The organism is Pseudomonas sp. B3(2017), from assembly GCF_002113595.1.
Lineage (GTDB): Bacteria > Pseudomonadota > Gammaproteobacteria > Pseudomonadales > Pseudomonadaceae > Aquipseudomonas > Aquipseudomonas ekonensis.
Genome location: NZ_NEIU01000023.1, coordinates 45,864 through 59,526, shown reverse-complemented (window position 1 = coordinate 59,526; position 13,663 = coordinate 45,864). Strand labels below are relative to the sequence as shown.

Annotated in this window: 12 protein-coding genes; 9 read left to right on the top strand and 3 right to left on the bottom strand. The window is 67.6% G+C overall.

Annotation, left to right across the window (positions count from 1 at the left end; all coding sequences use genetic code 11):
* The first annotated feature begins 47 nt into the window (after nucleotides 1–47).
* The 4 genes from CAG33_RS25110 to CAG33_RS25095 all read left to right on the top strand — a co-directional run bounded on the left by CAG33_RS25110 (nucleotide 48) and on the right by CAG33_RS25095 (nucleotide 6,001).
* Complete coding sequence (locus tag CAG33_RS25110; RefSeq protein WP_085640935.1) at nucleotides 48–1,400, top strand: 3-oxoacyl-ACP reductase; 1,353 nt, start codon at nucleotides 48–50, stop codon at nucleotides 1,398–1,400.
* A gap of 2 nt (nucleotides 1,401–1,402) precedes the next feature.
* Entirely contained in the window at nucleotides 1,403–2,257 is an 855-nt protein-coding gene (locus CAG33_RS25105) for a MaoC/PaaZ C-terminal domain-containing protein (RefSeq protein WP_085582634.1), read from the top strand.
* A gap of 356 nt (nucleotides 2,258–2,613) precedes the next feature.
* On the top strand, nucleotides 2,614–4,197 hold the full coding sequence (locus CAG33_RS25100) for a collagen-like triple helix repeat-containing protein (protein ID WP_085634059.1): 1,584 nt from the start codon (nucleotides 2,614–2,616) through the stop codon (nucleotides 4,195–4,197).
* 133 nt (nucleotides 4,198–4,330) lie between these two features.
* Entirely contained in the window at nucleotides 4,331–6,001 is a 1,671-nt protein-coding gene (locus tag CAG33_RS25095) for a ShlB/FhaC/HecB family hemolysin secretion/activation protein (protein WP_085640933.1), read from the top strand.
* A gap of 768 nt (nucleotides 6,002–6,769) precedes the next feature.
* Here the strand turns inward: CAG33_RS25095 and CAG33_RS25090 are convergent.
* The 3 genes from CAG33_RS25090 to CAG33_RS25080 all read right to left on the bottom strand — a co-directional run bounded on the left by CAG33_RS25090 (nucleotide 6,770) and on the right by CAG33_RS25080 (nucleotide 7,774).
* A complete protein-coding gene (locus CAG33_RS25090) occupies nucleotides 6,770–7,177 on the bottom strand; it encodes a response regulator (RefSeq protein WP_085640931.1) in 408 nt (135 codons plus the stop codon).
* Between the two features lie 69 nt (nucleotides 7,178–7,246).
* Nucleotides 7,247–7,459, bottom strand: coding sequence for a Flp family type IVb pilin (locus tag CAG33_RS25085; RefSeq protein ID WP_085582642.1), 213 nt, complete (start codon nucleotides 7,457–7,459; stop codon nucleotides 7,247–7,249).
* 105 nt (nucleotides 7,460–7,564) lie between these two features.
* The gene (locus tag CAG33_RS25080; protein WP_085582961.1) at nucleotides 7,565–7,774 is read right to left on the bottom strand and encodes a Flp family type IVb pilin; all 210 of its coding nucleotides are present in this window, start codon (nucleotides 7,772–7,774) and stop codon (nucleotides 7,565–7,567) included.
* A 343-nt stretch (nucleotides 7,775–8,117) separates the two neighbouring features.
* Between CAG33_RS25080 and cpaB the strand changes: the two genes are divergently transcribed.
* Genes cpaB through CAG33_RS25055 form a run of 5 tightly spaced genes read left to right on the top strand, consistent with a single transcriptional unit; the run spans nucleotide 8,118 to nucleotide 13,663 of the window.
* On the top strand, nucleotides 8,118–9,068 hold the full coding sequence (gene cpaB, locus CAG33_RS25075) for a Flp pilus assembly protein CpaB (protein WP_085640929.1): 951 nt from the start codon (nucleotides 8,118–8,120) through the stop codon (nucleotides 9,066–9,068).
* Nucleotides 9,069–9,088: 20 nt separating this feature from the next.
* Entirely contained in the window at nucleotides 9,089–10,312 is a 1,224-nt protein-coding gene (locus tag CAG33_RS25070) for a type II and III secretion system protein family protein (protein WP_085640927.1), read from the top strand.
* Complete coding sequence (locus tag CAG33_RS25065) at nucleotides 10,309–11,499, top strand: pilus assembly protein (protein ID WP_085582648.1); 1,191 nt, start codon at nucleotides 10,309–10,311, stop codon at nucleotides 11,497–11,499. Before CAG33_RS25070 ends, CAG33_RS25065 begins: the two co-directional genes overlap by 4 nt.
* Nucleotides 11,496–12,779: a CpaF family protein gene (locus CAG33_RS25060; protein ID WP_085582650.1), complete on the top strand. Its 1,284-nt coding sequence runs from the start codon at nucleotides 11,496–11,498 to the stop codon at nucleotides 12,777–12,779. Before CAG33_RS25065 ends, CAG33_RS25060 begins: the two co-directional genes overlap by 4 nt.
* On the top strand, nucleotides 12,779–13,663 hold the full coding sequence (locus CAG33_RS25055) for a type II secretion system F family protein (RefSeq protein WP_085582963.1): 885 nt from the start codon (nucleotides 12,779–12,781) through the stop codon (nucleotides 13,661–13,663). The genes CAG33_RS25060 and CAG33_RS25055 overlap by 1 nt, the downstream gene beginning before the upstream one ends.

The window sequence follows — 13,663 nt, the reverse complement described above, 5'->3', positions numbered from 1 at the left end:
GCCTTGGGCAGTCCACACTCTGAGCATCTTTTTCCGGAGAGCGTTCCATGTCTGACCGCTATATCGACTTCGCCAACTCGTCCCTCGGCCACCGCCTGGTCGGCGCCCTGGGCCTGCCGTCGCCGGTGCGGCTGGAGCGCTGGCAGGCCGGGCGCCTGCGGCCGGTGGAGGGCGCGCTGCTGATCGGCGGCGGGCCGTTGGCCGCCCGCGTCAGCGCCTTCGCCAACCGCCTGACCGACGCCATCTACCGCTACGGCGACGAACCGGCCTCCCTCACCGAGTGGATTCCCGGCGCGGGCCCGAAACTCAAGGCCGTGGTGTTCGACGCCAGCGACCTGCAACGCACCGATCAGCTCAAGCGCCTGCGCGAATTCTTCCAGCCGCTGATGAAGAGCCTCGACCGCTGCGCCCACCTGGTGATCCTGGGCCGCGCGCCGGAGTCGCTGGACGATCCGTTCGCCGCCAGCGCGCAACGGGCGCTCGAAGGGTTCTCCCGTTCGCTGGCCAAGGAGCTGCGCAGCGGCGGCACCCTGCAGCTGATCTACGTCGGCGACGGCGCCGAGGACCAACTGGAAGGCCCGCTGCGGTTTTTCCTGTCGCCCAAGAGCGCCTTCGTGTCCGGGCAGGTCATCCGCCTCCAGGCCTGCAGCACCCAGGTCAGCGACTGGACACGCCCCCTGGCCGGGCGCAAGGCGCTGGTGACCGGCGCGGCACGGGGCATCGGCGCGTCCATCGCCGAAACCCTGGCCCGCGACGGCGCCGACGTGATCCTGCTCGACGTGCCGCCGGCCAAAAGCGACCTGGAGGCCCTCGCCGCACGGCTGGGCGGGCGCGCCGTCACCCTCGACATCTGCGCCGAGGACGCCGCCGCGCAACTGACCGAACAGTTGCCCGACGGCCTCGACATCCTCGTGCACAACGCCGGCATCACCCGCGACAAGACCCTGGCCAACATGACGCCGGACTTCTGGGACGCGGTGCTGGCGGTCAACCTCAACGCCCCTCAGACACTGACCCAGGCCCTGCTCGACAGCGGCGCCCTGCACGACCACGCACGGATCATCCTGCTGGCCTCGATCAGCGGCATCGCCGGCAACCGCGGGCAAACCAACTACGCGGCGAGCAAGGCCGGGCTGATCGGGCTGGCCCAGGCCTGGGCGCCGACGCTGCAGGCACGGGGCATCAGCATCAACGCCGTGGCGCCCGGCTTCATCGAGACCCAGATGACCGCGCACATTCCGTTCGGCCTGCGCGAGGCCGGCCGGCGCATGAGTTCCCTGGGCCAGGGCGGCCTGCCCCAGGACGTCGCCGAGGCGGTGGCGTGGCTGGCGCAGCCGGGCACCGGGGCATTCACCGGGCAGGCCTTGCGGGTCTGCGGACAAAGCGTGTTGGGGGCCTAGGCATGAGCAACGACTGGCAGACACTGGAGCGCGAACCGGGCTTGCCCGGCCTTTACCTGCGGGCCGCGACCCGCCGCAAAATCACCGGCACCACCCTGCCCGACCTGGGCCTGCGCTGCTGGGTGGACGTCGATGGCCGGCGGCTGGCGGCCTACCGCACCGTCTGCGGCTTCGCCGACGACGGCCTGCTGCCGCCGACCTATCCGCACATTCTGGCGTTCGCCCTGCAGATGCGCCTGCTGACGGACAAGGCGTTTCCGTTCCCTTTGCTGGGGCTGATCCACCTGAGCAACCGGCTCCGCGTGCTGCGGCCGATGGGCGGGGTCAGCCGGGCGCTGGTGGGCGTGCAGGTGCGCAACCTGCAGCCCCATCCCAAAGGCGCGACCTTCGATCTGCTGACCACCCTCGACGATCAGCTCGGGCCGCTGTGGGAAGCCGAAAGCCGGATGCTGTGCCGCGGCGTGAAGCTTGAGGGCGAGCCGCAGGCCTCGTCGTGGGAACCGTCGCTGCCCCTGACGGAAGTGGCGCAGTGGAACGCTCCGGCGGACATCGGCCGGCGATACGCCAAGGTGTCCGGCGACTGCAACCCGATCCACCTGAGCGGCCCCAGCGCGAAGCTGTTCGGCTTCCCCAGCGCCATCGCCCACGGCCTGTGGAACAAGGCCCGCACCCTCGCCGCGCTGGCCGACCGGCTGCCCAAGGCCAACCTGGAGGTGACCGTGCACTTTCGCAAACCGGTGCGCTTGCCCAGCGAGGTGACGCTGCTGGCCAGCGCCGCCGGTTCCAGCGGCGAATTGCGCCTGACCGGAGCCGCTGGACTGGAGCACATGGTGGGCGACTGGCGACCGGTCGCTTGAGCGGGGTTCCGGCCGGCGGCTGAGCCACCGGGCGGGAGCACGCTCCCTCGCCGAAGGCGGTGGGGCGACCTGGAAATTGTGTGTATATCACTTAAGTTTTTCCGCACCGCCCGCCCCTGCCGCGCCAAACGCCGCCATTGATTTGCAAGGCTTTTTTCGGCGCACCTATCACCACAGGATTAGTCCTTAGGCAGCATCCGCCGCCCCTTGCAGGAAGGCGTTAATACCAACTTGAGAATGGCGTGGATCCAACCGCTCGATTGAGATGACCACAACGGACGAAGGCATCGCCGGCGACAGAACCGGGGAGCCCTCGGCAACAACGAACGTTGTGACAGGTGCAAGGACTCTCAATCATGAACAATCAAGCGTGGTGCAAAACAGCGACAGCTCTGGCATTGATCCTCTCCCTCGGCCTCGCCGGCTGCAGCAGCGGCGGTGGCGGCCATCACAGCAGCTCCGGCAGTTCCTCGTCCGACGGCACCGCCGCCGGCACCAGCGGCACAGGCGGCTCGACCGGAACGGGCGGCACGGGCGGCACGGGCGGCAGCGGCGACACCGCCGGTACCGGAGGAACCGGTGGCACAGGAGGAACCGGAGGTACAGGCGGCACTGGCGGAACGGGCGGCACCGATCCGACCAACCCCACCAACCCGACGGATCCGACCGGCCCCACCAACCCCTCCGGCCCTCAACCCTTGGTGACCAGCACTCTGGTGCAGGACGTGGGCAACACCGTGGCAGGCGTCGGCAACGGCGTCGGTCAGGTCGGCGATGCGCTCAGCGGCCTGCCGGTGGCCGGCGGCATCGTACAGAGTTTCGCCACCACCGCCGGCAACGTCGTGAGCACCTTGGGTGACGGCGTGGCCAACGGCCTCGGCAAGCTGGGCACCACAGACAACGGCCTGGGCGTGACCGCCTCGGCGCTCGGCGGCGTGGTGCAGGATGCGGGCAACGGCGTGTCCGACCTGAGCGGCAAACTGGCCAGCGCCACCGGCAGCATTCCGGTGGTCGGCGGCGTGGTCACCCGGGTCGCGCCGGTGCTCGACGGCGTCGGCGAAAAAGTCACCATGCTCGGCGACACCCTGAGCACCGCCACCACCAGCGGCCCGCTCGGCTCGGCCACCCAACAGGTGAGCAAGCAACTGGTGCCGGTGATCGCCATGGTCGAAAGCACCACCGACAAGCTCGGCAGCGCCACAGGGCTGGGCGCCCCCCTCAACGGTGTGCTGCAGAAGGTCGGCGGCGCCGTCGACGGCCTGGGCAACAACGTCACCGGCGCCGGCAGCGGCAATGCGCTGACCAGCACCGTAGGCGGCGCCCTCAGCAACGTCGGCACCACGGTCGCCAAGGCCGGCGGGCTGACCGACAACGGCACCGGCGGCTCCACCGGCGGCATCGGCGGTGGCCTGGGCGGCACCGGCCTGCTGCAGACCGTCGGCGGCGCGGCGGTCAACGTCGGCGGCGGGGCGGCCACCGGCAACGGCAGCCTGACGGCGCCCGGCGGTGTCGTGGCCTCGGTCGGCAACGTGGTGGCTTCGGTCAACACCGTGCTCGGCGGCTCGGGCACCCCGATCACCAGCCCCACCACGCCGCTGGCAACCTTGGGCACCAACGTGGGCAGCGGACTGGCCCCGGTCACCACGGCCGTCACCAGCCTGACCCAGAACGTCGGCGCCGCCACCGGCGTCGGCAGTCCGGTGGCCAGCCTCACCGGCCAGGTCGGCACCACCGTCGCCAATGTGGGCGGCGCCATCGCCGGCACCGGCAGTAACCCTGTCGTCACCGCCGTGGGCAACACCGTGACCGCCGTGGGCGGCACCGTCTCCGCCGTCGGCGGCCTGGTCACCGGCGGCACCGGCAACACCGGCAATACCGGCGGCGGACTGGGGGGAGCCCTCGGCGGCCTCACCGGCGCGCTGGGCGGCACCCAACGCTAATTGCACCTGGCCGATTCGACGGCCATCCCTACAGCGCCTACGCTTGGTTGGAGGCGGAAGATCCCCGCGGATCTTCCGCCTTTTTCTTGGGAAAGCATCAGCCAAGTGCTGCGGTCTGAACATGGAGTGTCCTATGCGCATCATGGCGTCCCTGCTGTTCTTCGGTCTCAGTTGCACGGCCCTCGCCGATACCCTGCCCAGCTTCCTCAACAGCAACGAAACCATCCGCAACCTGCCGGTGCCCAACCTGCCGGCCGACGCCTACCGCCCCAGCGCCGCGCCGTTGCAGGTGCCAGAACCCGGCGCCACCGCTGCGCAACCGCTGATGATGGGCACCAAGATCCATTTGAAGACCGTGCAGATCGAAGGCGGCACGCTCTACCCGCTGAACGAACTGGCGGCCATCTACCAACCCCTGATCGGCCGCGAATCCAGCCTCGCCGACCTGATCGAGGCGACCCGCAGCATCAGCCGCCGCTACCAGCAGGACGGCTACCTGCTGTCCTACGCCTTCCTGCCGCAGCAGTCCTTCGACGACGGCGTGGCACGGGTGGTGCTGGTGGAAGGCTACGTGCGCGACGTGCAGGTGCAGGGCGACATCGGCCGGGTCAAGGGCCTGCTCGACCGGCTGGCGGCCAAGATCCAGGCCGAACGCCCGCTGACCCGCAAGACCTTCGAACGCTACACCACCCTGATGACCCGCATCCCCGGCGTCACCCTGCAGGCCCAGGTGCCGCCGCCCGGCACCACCGACGGCGCCACGACACTGCTGGCCCAGGCCAGCCGCAAGCCGTTCACCAGCACCCTGAGCACCACCGAGGACAACCGCAACGGCACCCAGGCCCTGCTCGGCGTCAGCAGCAACTCGCAGACGTCGATGGGCGAACAGCTGACCCTCAGCGGCCTGTTTCCGCCGGGGGACGACCACGAACATTACTACCGCGCGGACTACAGCCAGTTCATCGACGACGAAGGCTCGCAGCTGATCCTGTCCGCCTCACGCTACCGCGCCGACCCCGGCACCAATGTGCTGCTGGACAACGGTCTGCAACTCAAGCCGCACCGCGAGAACGACCGCTACTCCTTCGGTTTCAGCCTGCCGCTGATCGCTTCGCCCAACGAACTGCTGACCGCCGGCTCGCGCCTGTACGCGGTCAACGACAAGACCCGCTACAAGGTCATCGGCTACCCGCTGAGCGTCGAAGAACGCACCGACATCCGCGCCCTCGCCTTCGAAAGCGACTGGCGCAAGGCCGATGCCCGGCAACTGCGGATCCTCAGCGGCGGCGTCTACCAGGGCTTCGACAGCATGGGCGCCCACACCAACAACGACGCCATCGACCTGAGCTTCTTCCGCCTGCGGCTGTCCGGGGTGCAGAGCGACAAATTCCTCGACAACTGGCAGGGCGTGGCGTCGGCGGCGCTGTACTGGAGCGACGACACCTTGCCCGACAGCGAACGGGCGGTGTTCGGCGGCCAGAACTTCGGCCGCGGCTACCCCGACGACCAGGCCTCCGGCGACAAGGGCTGGGGCGTGGCCTACGAGATCAACTACAGCTTCAACCGCGAGGGCAACTGGGTGCGCATCCTGCAGCCGTACGTGGTGCTGGACCGCTCGCGCAGCTGGTTCAACCGTTTGCCGGTGCAGGCCAACGACCTGTCGTCGGCAGCGGTCGGGCTCAGGTTCGGCGACGCGAAGTACTACAACATCGCCCTGGAGGCGGCCAAGCCGATGTCGGACGAGGCGCTGGACACCTTCAACCGGCGGATGCGGTACAGCATCAGTTTCAGTTATCAGCTGTAGGTTGGTTTCCACAGTTTTGTTGGTGATGGGGGGTGTGCCGGCCCTGTCGGTGGCAAGTTGAGTCGTCGCACTGTAGTGCCCACAGGGATTGAGGTGGGCTGGGAGGGATTGGTTGGCTGGTAGGCCGTCATCGCCAGCAGGCTGGCTCCTACAGTTGGATCGGGTGGTGTCAGGTAGAGGTTGGTCGGCTGTCAGGCCGCCATCGCTGGCAAGCCAGCTCCCACAGGGTCTGAGGTGGTCTGGGAGGGATTGGTCGGCTGTCAGGTCGTCATCGCCAGCAGGCTGGCTCCTACAGTTGGATCGGGTGCAGTCTGGGAGGATTTGGTCGGCTGTCAGGCCGCCATCGCGCACGTCTCAAAAGGCCGAGTGTCAGCTCGCCTCGCTTTTGATCTTGATCTGCCGGCCCCTTCGGAAGGCTGAGCGGAGGGGTTCATCCGGGGGTGGGCGCGCAGCGCCGTTTGGCGCAGCCAAACACATCGGAAGGAGGTGCAGCGAAGCAAACCGTAGCCGATGCCCCCGGATGAATCCCGGAGCGAAGGAACCCCGAGCCTAGGCGAGGGGCCGGACGCCGGGGCCCAGCCTTTTTGGTTACTTTTTTCTGGGCCGGCATTCCGGGCGTTTGAAAAAAGTGACCCGCCGTAAGGGCGGAACCGCCAGCGGCAACACCCGAAGAAACGGATATACACACAAAACAACCCACAACCTGGTCGGCCCACAGGCCGCCAAGGCTAAAGGGTCAAAAGGCCAAAAGGCCAAAAGGCCAAAAGCTCAAGACACATTCACCTTCGGCTTAGGAAACAAATTATCCAGCGTCTCCAACAACCTGACGTGATAGATCGGCTTACGAAACAGATCCAGCACCTGCAACCGCAGCATGTCGCTGACGTCTTCCATGTCCGCATGCCCCGACGTCACGATCACCGGCAAATGCTCGCGGGACGTATGCTCGCGCAGTCGCCGGATCAGCGACATGCCGCTCTCCTCCGGCATCCGCAGGTCGGTGATCACCAGGGCAATGTCGGGATGCCGGGTCAGGTGGTGCAGGGCCAGCTTCACCGACGTCGCCGTGTGGCAGACAAACCCCTCGCCCTCCAGCAGCTCCGCCAGCTCCAGCAACGCGTCCTCCTCATCGTCAACCAGAAGCAACTGTTGGCGCGACAAAGAGGAGGCAGTCATGGGCAATCCCTGAAAGGCAAAAGGTGGAACCGAGTGTAGCGGGGCTTTCGCCGCAGGCGACCGGTCCGGCTACGGCATCTGCGCCGGAGCGGACTGCGCCGAGCCGCCCAGCGCCACCAGGATGTTGTTGAAGATCGCCAGCACCCTGCCCCCCACGGGGGTCACGAACACCACGACCACCACCGCCACCATCGCCACGACAATGGCGTACTCGATGGCCGACGCCGCATCGGTACGGGCCAGAAACAGACGCACACGCATCATCAGGTAATCAAGGAACATGATCGTTCTCCTTCCGACACCGGGGATCCGGTCGCTAGGGTAATGCCTGCACGCACCCTTTCAGGGGCCGCGGGCAGGCACCGACGAGAACAGGGGGGAATTCGCTCAAGGGATCACCGGACGGGTCACCGTTGTCCCGCCGAGGGAGGTCAGAATGGCGTTGAAGATGTTCAGCACCCTTGCGCCGACCGGGGTCACGAACACCACGACGACGACAGCCACCATCGCCACCACAATGGCGTATTCGATCGCCGAGGCGCCGTCATCCTTCTTGAAGAACAGCAGGGCCCGGGCCACCAGATAATCAATGATCATGCGAAGCATACGTCCACTCCTTTGCGCGCCTGGCGCCGATTCACGCAACGGCGGCAAAGCCTCCACCGTGCCATTTGAGCATTGCCAACAAAGCCCGGCGCAACAACTGTAAGAACGGATTAATCACAAAGGATTAATCCGTTCGTGACGCGGCGGTTTGCGTCTGCTAATTGGCCGCCGACCCTACTTTCGTAGGTTATTTTCCGGGCAGTAATGGCGTTTTGGCTCGGATCAGCTAGCGTGGAAATAGCCAAATCGTTGCATGTTCATAGCTGCCTGATTGCGAAGTTCCCTTGTTCAGGAAAGTGCGGGCCAGAGGTGCAGCAGGAAAGGGAGAGCCGTCATGAACAGTCGCGTCACCTTGGGCCTTGCGGCCCTGCTTATGCTCGGGGCAATCGTGGTGGGCTACTGGGGCCTGGTGCTCAGCCGCCAGCCGGCCCCCGTCGCCGAGGCCCCTACCGCCCCCGCCGCGCCGGCGGCCAGCGTCGAGAAAACCGTCGCCGCCGCCGAAGACCAGACCCGTCAACCGGTGGTGGTGCTGCTGCATGACGTGCCCCCCTTCACACCGCTGACCGCCGCCGACCTTGCCATCGAAAAGCTGCGCAGCGCGCCGGCCGGCAGCCTGGGCACCCTGGAGCAGGCCGTGGGCCGCATGCCCTGGCGCCACCTGAGCGCCGGCACCTGGCTCAACGAAGACAGCTTCACCGCCGGCGGCACGCTGGCGCGCATGATCCGCCGCGACGAGCGCGCCCTGGCGGTGGCGGTCGACGAGGTGATCGGCGCCGCCGGGCAACTGATCCCCGGCGACTACGTCGACGTGCTGCTGTACCTGCGCCAGGACGCCAGCAACCCGCAGCAGTCGGCGCAGACCGTGGTGCCGGCCCTGCGCGTGCTGGGCGTCGGCGAGCAGTACGGCCTGACCAACGACGGCCAGCCCGCCTCGCCGACCCTGGGCGCCGACGAAAAGCTCAAGCAGGACCAGCGCCGGATCGCCGCGCGCACCGTGGTGCTGGCCGTGCCCGAACCCCTGCTGAGCCGGCTGATGCTCGCCACCCAGGTCGGCACTTTGCGCCTGGCGGTGCGCAGCAGCGAAGAACAGCGCCTGGCCAAGTACTGGGCCGGCGAACACGAGGCGCCGCAACACCTCGACGCCGCCGACAGCCAACTCTTCCAGTTCACCCAACTGGCCCTGGGCAGCGCGCCGAAACCGCCGGCAGCCGAACGCAGCGCGGGCAGCCCGCGGGCGGCGGTGGAGATCATCCGCGGCAACCAGATCACCCAACAAACCCCATGACTGAGCAAGGATCCACGTGCATGCAGAGTCGCTTCCGGCCGACGTTCAAAAACGCGCTCATGGCCTTGCTGCTGACCGGGCTGTCGATGGACGCCGCCCTGGCGGCCACCGGCAACTGTGCGAGCCTGGGCCGGCTGCCGCCGGTGATCGAGATCGGCGAAGGGTTGCAGCAGGACATGCAGTCGCCGGTGGCGATCACCCGCCTGGCCATCGGCGACCCGAAGATCGCCGACGTGCATGCCAACGGCAGTTCCTCGTTCCTGCTCACCGGCATGGCCCCCGGCGCCACCAGCCTGATGGTCTGGACCGCCTGCGCCAAGGAGCCGCGCCAGAGCATGGTGTTCGTCCAGGGCGCCGCCACCGCCGCCCTGACCAGCGCCGGCGCGCTGCCGTCGGATGACCCGCAGCTGCCGTCGCAGGTGCAGACCGACATCCGCTTCGTCGAAGTCAGCCGCACCAAGCTCAAGCAGGCCACCGCCTCGCTGATCGGCACCCGCGGCAACTTCCTGTTCGGCTCCCCCGGCACCCTGCCGCCGGTGGACGGCGTGCCGACGCCGAAACTGCCGGTGGACAACTCGCTGTTCAACTTCTCGTGGATCGGCGGCAAGACCATGGCGATCATCAACGCGCTGGAGGGCAGCGGCTTCGCCTACACCCTGGCGCGGCCCAGCCTGGTGGCCCTGAGCGGGCAGAGCGCAAGCTTCCTGGCCGGCGGCGAGATCCCCATCCCGGTGCCCAGCTCCGGCAGCGACAGCGTGTCCATCGAGTACAAGGAATTCGGCATCCGCCTGACCCTGACCCCGACCATCATCGGCCACGACCGCATCGCCCTGAAGGTCGCGCCGGAAGTCAGCGAACTGGACTTCAGCAACGCCGTGAACATCGCCGGCACCACCGTGCCGGCCCTGACCATCCGGCGCACCGACACCAGCATTTCCCTGGCCGACGGCGAAAGCTTCGTCATCAGCGGCCTGATCAGCACCACCAACTCCTCCCAGGTCGACAAGTTTCCGGGCCTGGGCGACATCCCGGTGCTGGGGGCGTTCTTCAAGAGCTCGCAGATCAAGCGCGAAGAGCGCGAACTGCTGATGATCGTCACCCCGCACCTGGTGCAGCCGCTGTCGGCCCAGGCGCAGTTGCCGGCATTGCCGGGGGAAAAACTGCGCAACTACGACCCGAACTTCTACCGCATGTTCTTCCTGGAAAACGGCAACTTCGACAAGCGCAGCGGGTTATCCCAATGAGCCAGAGCCTGAGCCAGACGTTCCTCGCCATCACCCGCAACAGCACCGACCTGGAATGGCTGCAGAACGCCCTTGCGCCGCTGGGGCAAGTGGTGAGCGCCGGTGGCGGCAGCCTCGACGAACTGCTGGCGCTGGTGGACGTCACGTTCGCAAGCCTGGTGTTCGTCGGCCTCGACCGCGACCACGTGGTGGCCCAGTGCGCCCTGATCGAAGGGGCGCTGGAGGCCAAGCCGATGCTGGCCATCGTCGCCCTAGGCGACGGTATGGACAACCAGTTGGTGCTCAACGCCATGCGCGCCGGCGCCCGGGACTTCGTTGCCTACGGCTCGCGCTCAAGCGAGGTCGCCGGCCTGGTGCGGCGCCTGAGCAAACGCCTGCCGCCGGTGGCGCCGAACACGCAACTGGGCGGCCTCACGGTGATGTACGGCGTGCAGGGCGGCTCCGACGGCGCGCTGCTGGCCAACCACATGGCGCTGGTGGTGCAGAAGAGCGGGCAGCAGACGCTGCTGCTGGACCTGGGCCTGCCCCGAGGCGACAGCCTGGCGCTGCTGGGCCTGGAGAGCTCGTTCCACTTCGGCGACGCCCTGCGCCATCTGCGCCGGCTCGACGCCACCCTGATCGACAGCGCCTTCACCAGCGCCGAAGCGGGCCTGCGCATCCTGGCCTACGCCGACAACGACGAACCGCTGGAAAGCACCAGCGCCGCCGAGCTGTACATGCTGCTCAGCGCCCTGCGCCAGCACTTCCAGCACATCGTGGTGAACCTCACCGGCCAGCCCGACAGCGAAGCCCTGCGCACCTTCGTCAGCCACTGCGACAAACTGCTGTGGTACACCGACCAGAACGTCCTCGATTGCCGGCGCAACCTGGCGGTGTACAACCTGTGGCGGGAAAAGGGCATGAAGCTCGACCACGGCCGCCTGCTGATCGACCGCTACCTGAACAACGTCGCGCCGGACTCGGACACCCTCGGCAAGACCTTCAACCTGGAAGTCATCGCCGTGCTGGCCCTGAGCCCGGAACTGCGCCTGAACGCCAAGAACCAGGGCGTCAGCCTGTTCGAGCTGGCCCCGAGGGAGAAGCTCACCCAGAGCCTGCGCACCCTCGGCGAGCGGCTGGCCAAGCGCTCCGAAAGCCTGACCAAGCCGAAGGTCACCTGGTTCGACCGCCTGCGAGGCACCTCATGAGCCCGGAAAAACTGTTCGGCGCCCCCACGCGCAGCCCCGCCGGCAACGCCGACCACGAAGGCCTGAAACTGGTGCTGCACCGCTATATCATCGACGCCATCGAGGAGTCCGGGAAAAACCTGCTCGAAGGCTCGCGCCAGCAACTGGCGCAGTTCGTCATCGACAAGGTCGCCGAATACATCGCCCGCCTGCACCTGGCCATTTCCCGCTACGAGATGGAGCGCCTGGCCGAAGAGATCGTCGACGAGCTCACCGGCTTCGGCCCCCTCGAAGTGCTGCTGCGCGACAGCGCCGTCACCGAAATCCTGGTCAACGGCCCGCACCGGGTGTTCATCGAGCGCGACGGCGTGCTGCACCAGAGCGACCTGCGCTTCATCGACGCGCACCATGTCGAGCGGGTCATGCAACGCATCCTCGCGCCCCTCGGGCGGCGGCTGGACGAGTCGTCGCCGATGGTCGACGCACGCCTGCCGGACGGCAGCCGGGTCAACGCGATCATCCCGCCCATCGCCCTCGACGGGCCGTGCCTGTCGATCCGCAAGTTCCGCAAGGACATGCTCAAGAGCAGCGACCTGATCGCCATGCAGACCATCGACCTGCCGATCTTCGAGTGCTTCCAGGAGGCCGTGGGCCGGCGCTGCAACATCCTCATCAGCGGCGGCACCGGCACCGGCAAGACCACGCTGCTGAACATCCTCAGCCAGTTGATCAACCCCCACGAACGGCTGGTGACCATCGAGGACGTCGCCGAACTGCAACTGGGCCACCCTCACGTGGTGCGCCTGGAGACCCGCCCGCCGAACGCCGAAGGCCACGGCGAAGTGAAGGCCAGCGACCTGATCCGCAACGCCCTGCGGATGCGCCCGGACCGGATCATCCTCGGCGAGATCCGCGGCGTCGAAGTGCTCGACGTGCTGACGGCGATGAACACCGGCCACGACGGTTCCATGAGCACCGTGCACGCCAACAACGCCCAGGACGCGCTGCTGCGCCTGGAGACCCTGGTGGGCCTGACCGGCCGCAGTGTGGCCGAGCGCACCCTGCGCCAGATGATCTGCGCGGCGCTGGACCTCATCATCCAGCTGACCCGCATGCCCGACGGCCGCCGCTGCGTCAGCGAGGTGGTGGAAGTGGTGGGCGTGCGCGAGGACATCTACGTCACCAACACCCTGTTCCGCCTGGACCGGCGCACCGGCTTCGGCTTCCTGCGCGAGGCGGTCAACCCGGCCGGCGACAAGCTGCGCCACGAAACGGGCCTGGGCCGCACGGAGCTTTCATGATGATGGGGCCGGTGATCCTGATCGCCATTTGCCTGCTGTTGCTGGGGCTGTCGATCCGTCTGTTCCTGCACGGCGTGCACAAGACCGCCAACGAACGGGTGCTCAACCGCCTCGCGGCGGGCCAACCGCAGACGGCCGTGGCAAAGCCTACCTGGGCACCCCTGGAGCGGATGTTCCTGCAGGCCGGGCTGGGCCGGCCGAGCGAGCGTTTCGGGCTGTGGCTGACCCTGTGGACCGTCGCCCTGCTGCTGGGCTACCTGCTGGCCGACTGGTTCGGCCTGCTCACCGCGTTGCTGGCGCCGCCGTTGGCCCTGCGGCTGTACATCGCCTGGCTGTACCGCAGCCGGCTCAAGCGCATGATCGAGCAGTTGCCGCAGTTGCTCGACCACACGGTGCGCAGCCTCAAGTCCGGGCGCACCCTGAGCGACGCGGTGCTGGGCAGCATCGAAAGCAGCGAGGATCCGCTCAAGAGCGCCATGGGCCGGGTGCAGCGCAACGTGCAGTTGGGGGTCAACCTGCCGGACGCCGTGAGCGACTTCGCCGAACTCTACGAACAGGATGAACTGCGCATGTTCGCCCTGGGCCTGAAGGTCAACCACCGCTACGGCGGCAACGCCAGCGAACTGCTGGAGAACCTGATCAAGCTGATCCGCGAACGCGACCAGGGCGCCCGCCAACTGCGCGCCCTGACGGGCGAGACGCGGATGACCGCCTGGGTGCTGGGCTCGTTGCCGGTGCTGCTGGTCAGCTACTTCATGCTCACCAACCCCGGCTACATGCTGGTCATGTGGAACGACCCGGCGGGCCACACCATGCTGATCGTCGCGGTGCTGCTGCAGGTGGCGGGCAGCCTGCTGCTGTGGCGCATGCTGAGGAGCGTCTGA

Bases quoted from the DNA above. Each gene is read 5' to 3' on its own strand.
- CAG33_RS25110 (WP_085640935.1), top strand. From the start codon at position 48: ATGTCTGACCGCTATATCGACTTCGCCAACTCGTCCCTCGGCCACCGC.
- CAG33_RS25055 (WP_085582963.1), top strand. From the start codon at position 12,779: ATGATGGGGCCGGTGATCCTGATCGCCATTTGCCTGCTGTTGCTGGGG.
- CAG33_RS25090 (WP_085640931.1), bottom strand. From the start codon at position 7,177: ATGACTGCCTCCTCTTTGTCGCGCCAACAGTTGCTTCTGGTTGACGAT.
- CAG33_RS25105 (WP_085582634.1), top strand. From the start codon at position 1,403: ATGAGCAACGACTGGCAGACACTGGAGCGCGAACCGGGCTTGCCCGGC.
- cpaB (WP_085640929.1), top strand. From the start codon at position 8,118: ATGAACAGTCGCGTCACCTTGGGCCTTGCGGCCCTGCTTATGCTCGGG.
- CAG33_RS25080 (WP_085582961.1), bottom strand. From the start codon at position 7,774: ATGATCATTGATTATCTGGTGGCCCGGGCCCTGCTGTTCTTCAAGAAG.
- CAG33_RS25070 (WP_085640927.1), top strand. From the start codon at position 9,089: ATGCAGAGTCGCTTCCGGCCGACGTTCAAAAACGCGCTCATGGCCTTG.
- CAG33_RS25085 (WP_085582642.1), bottom strand. From the start codon at position 7,459: ATGTTCCTTGATTACCTGATGATGCGTGTGCGTCTGTTTCTGGCCCGT.
- CAG33_RS25065 (WP_085582648.1), top strand. From the start codon at position 10,309: ATGAGCCAGAGCCTGAGCCAGACGTTCCTCGCCATCACCCGCAACAGC.
- CAG33_RS25100 (WP_085634059.1), top strand. From the start codon at position 2,614: ATGAACAATCAAGCGTGGTGCAAAACAGCGACAGCTCTGGCATTGATC.
- CAG33_RS25060 (WP_085582650.1), top strand. From the start codon at position 11,496: ATGAGCCCGGAAAAACTGTTCGGCGCCCCCACGCGCAGCCCCGCCGGC.
- CAG33_RS25095 (WP_085640933.1), top strand. From the start codon at position 4,331: ATGCGCATCATGGCGTCCCTGCTGTTCTTCGGTCTCAGTTGCACGGCC.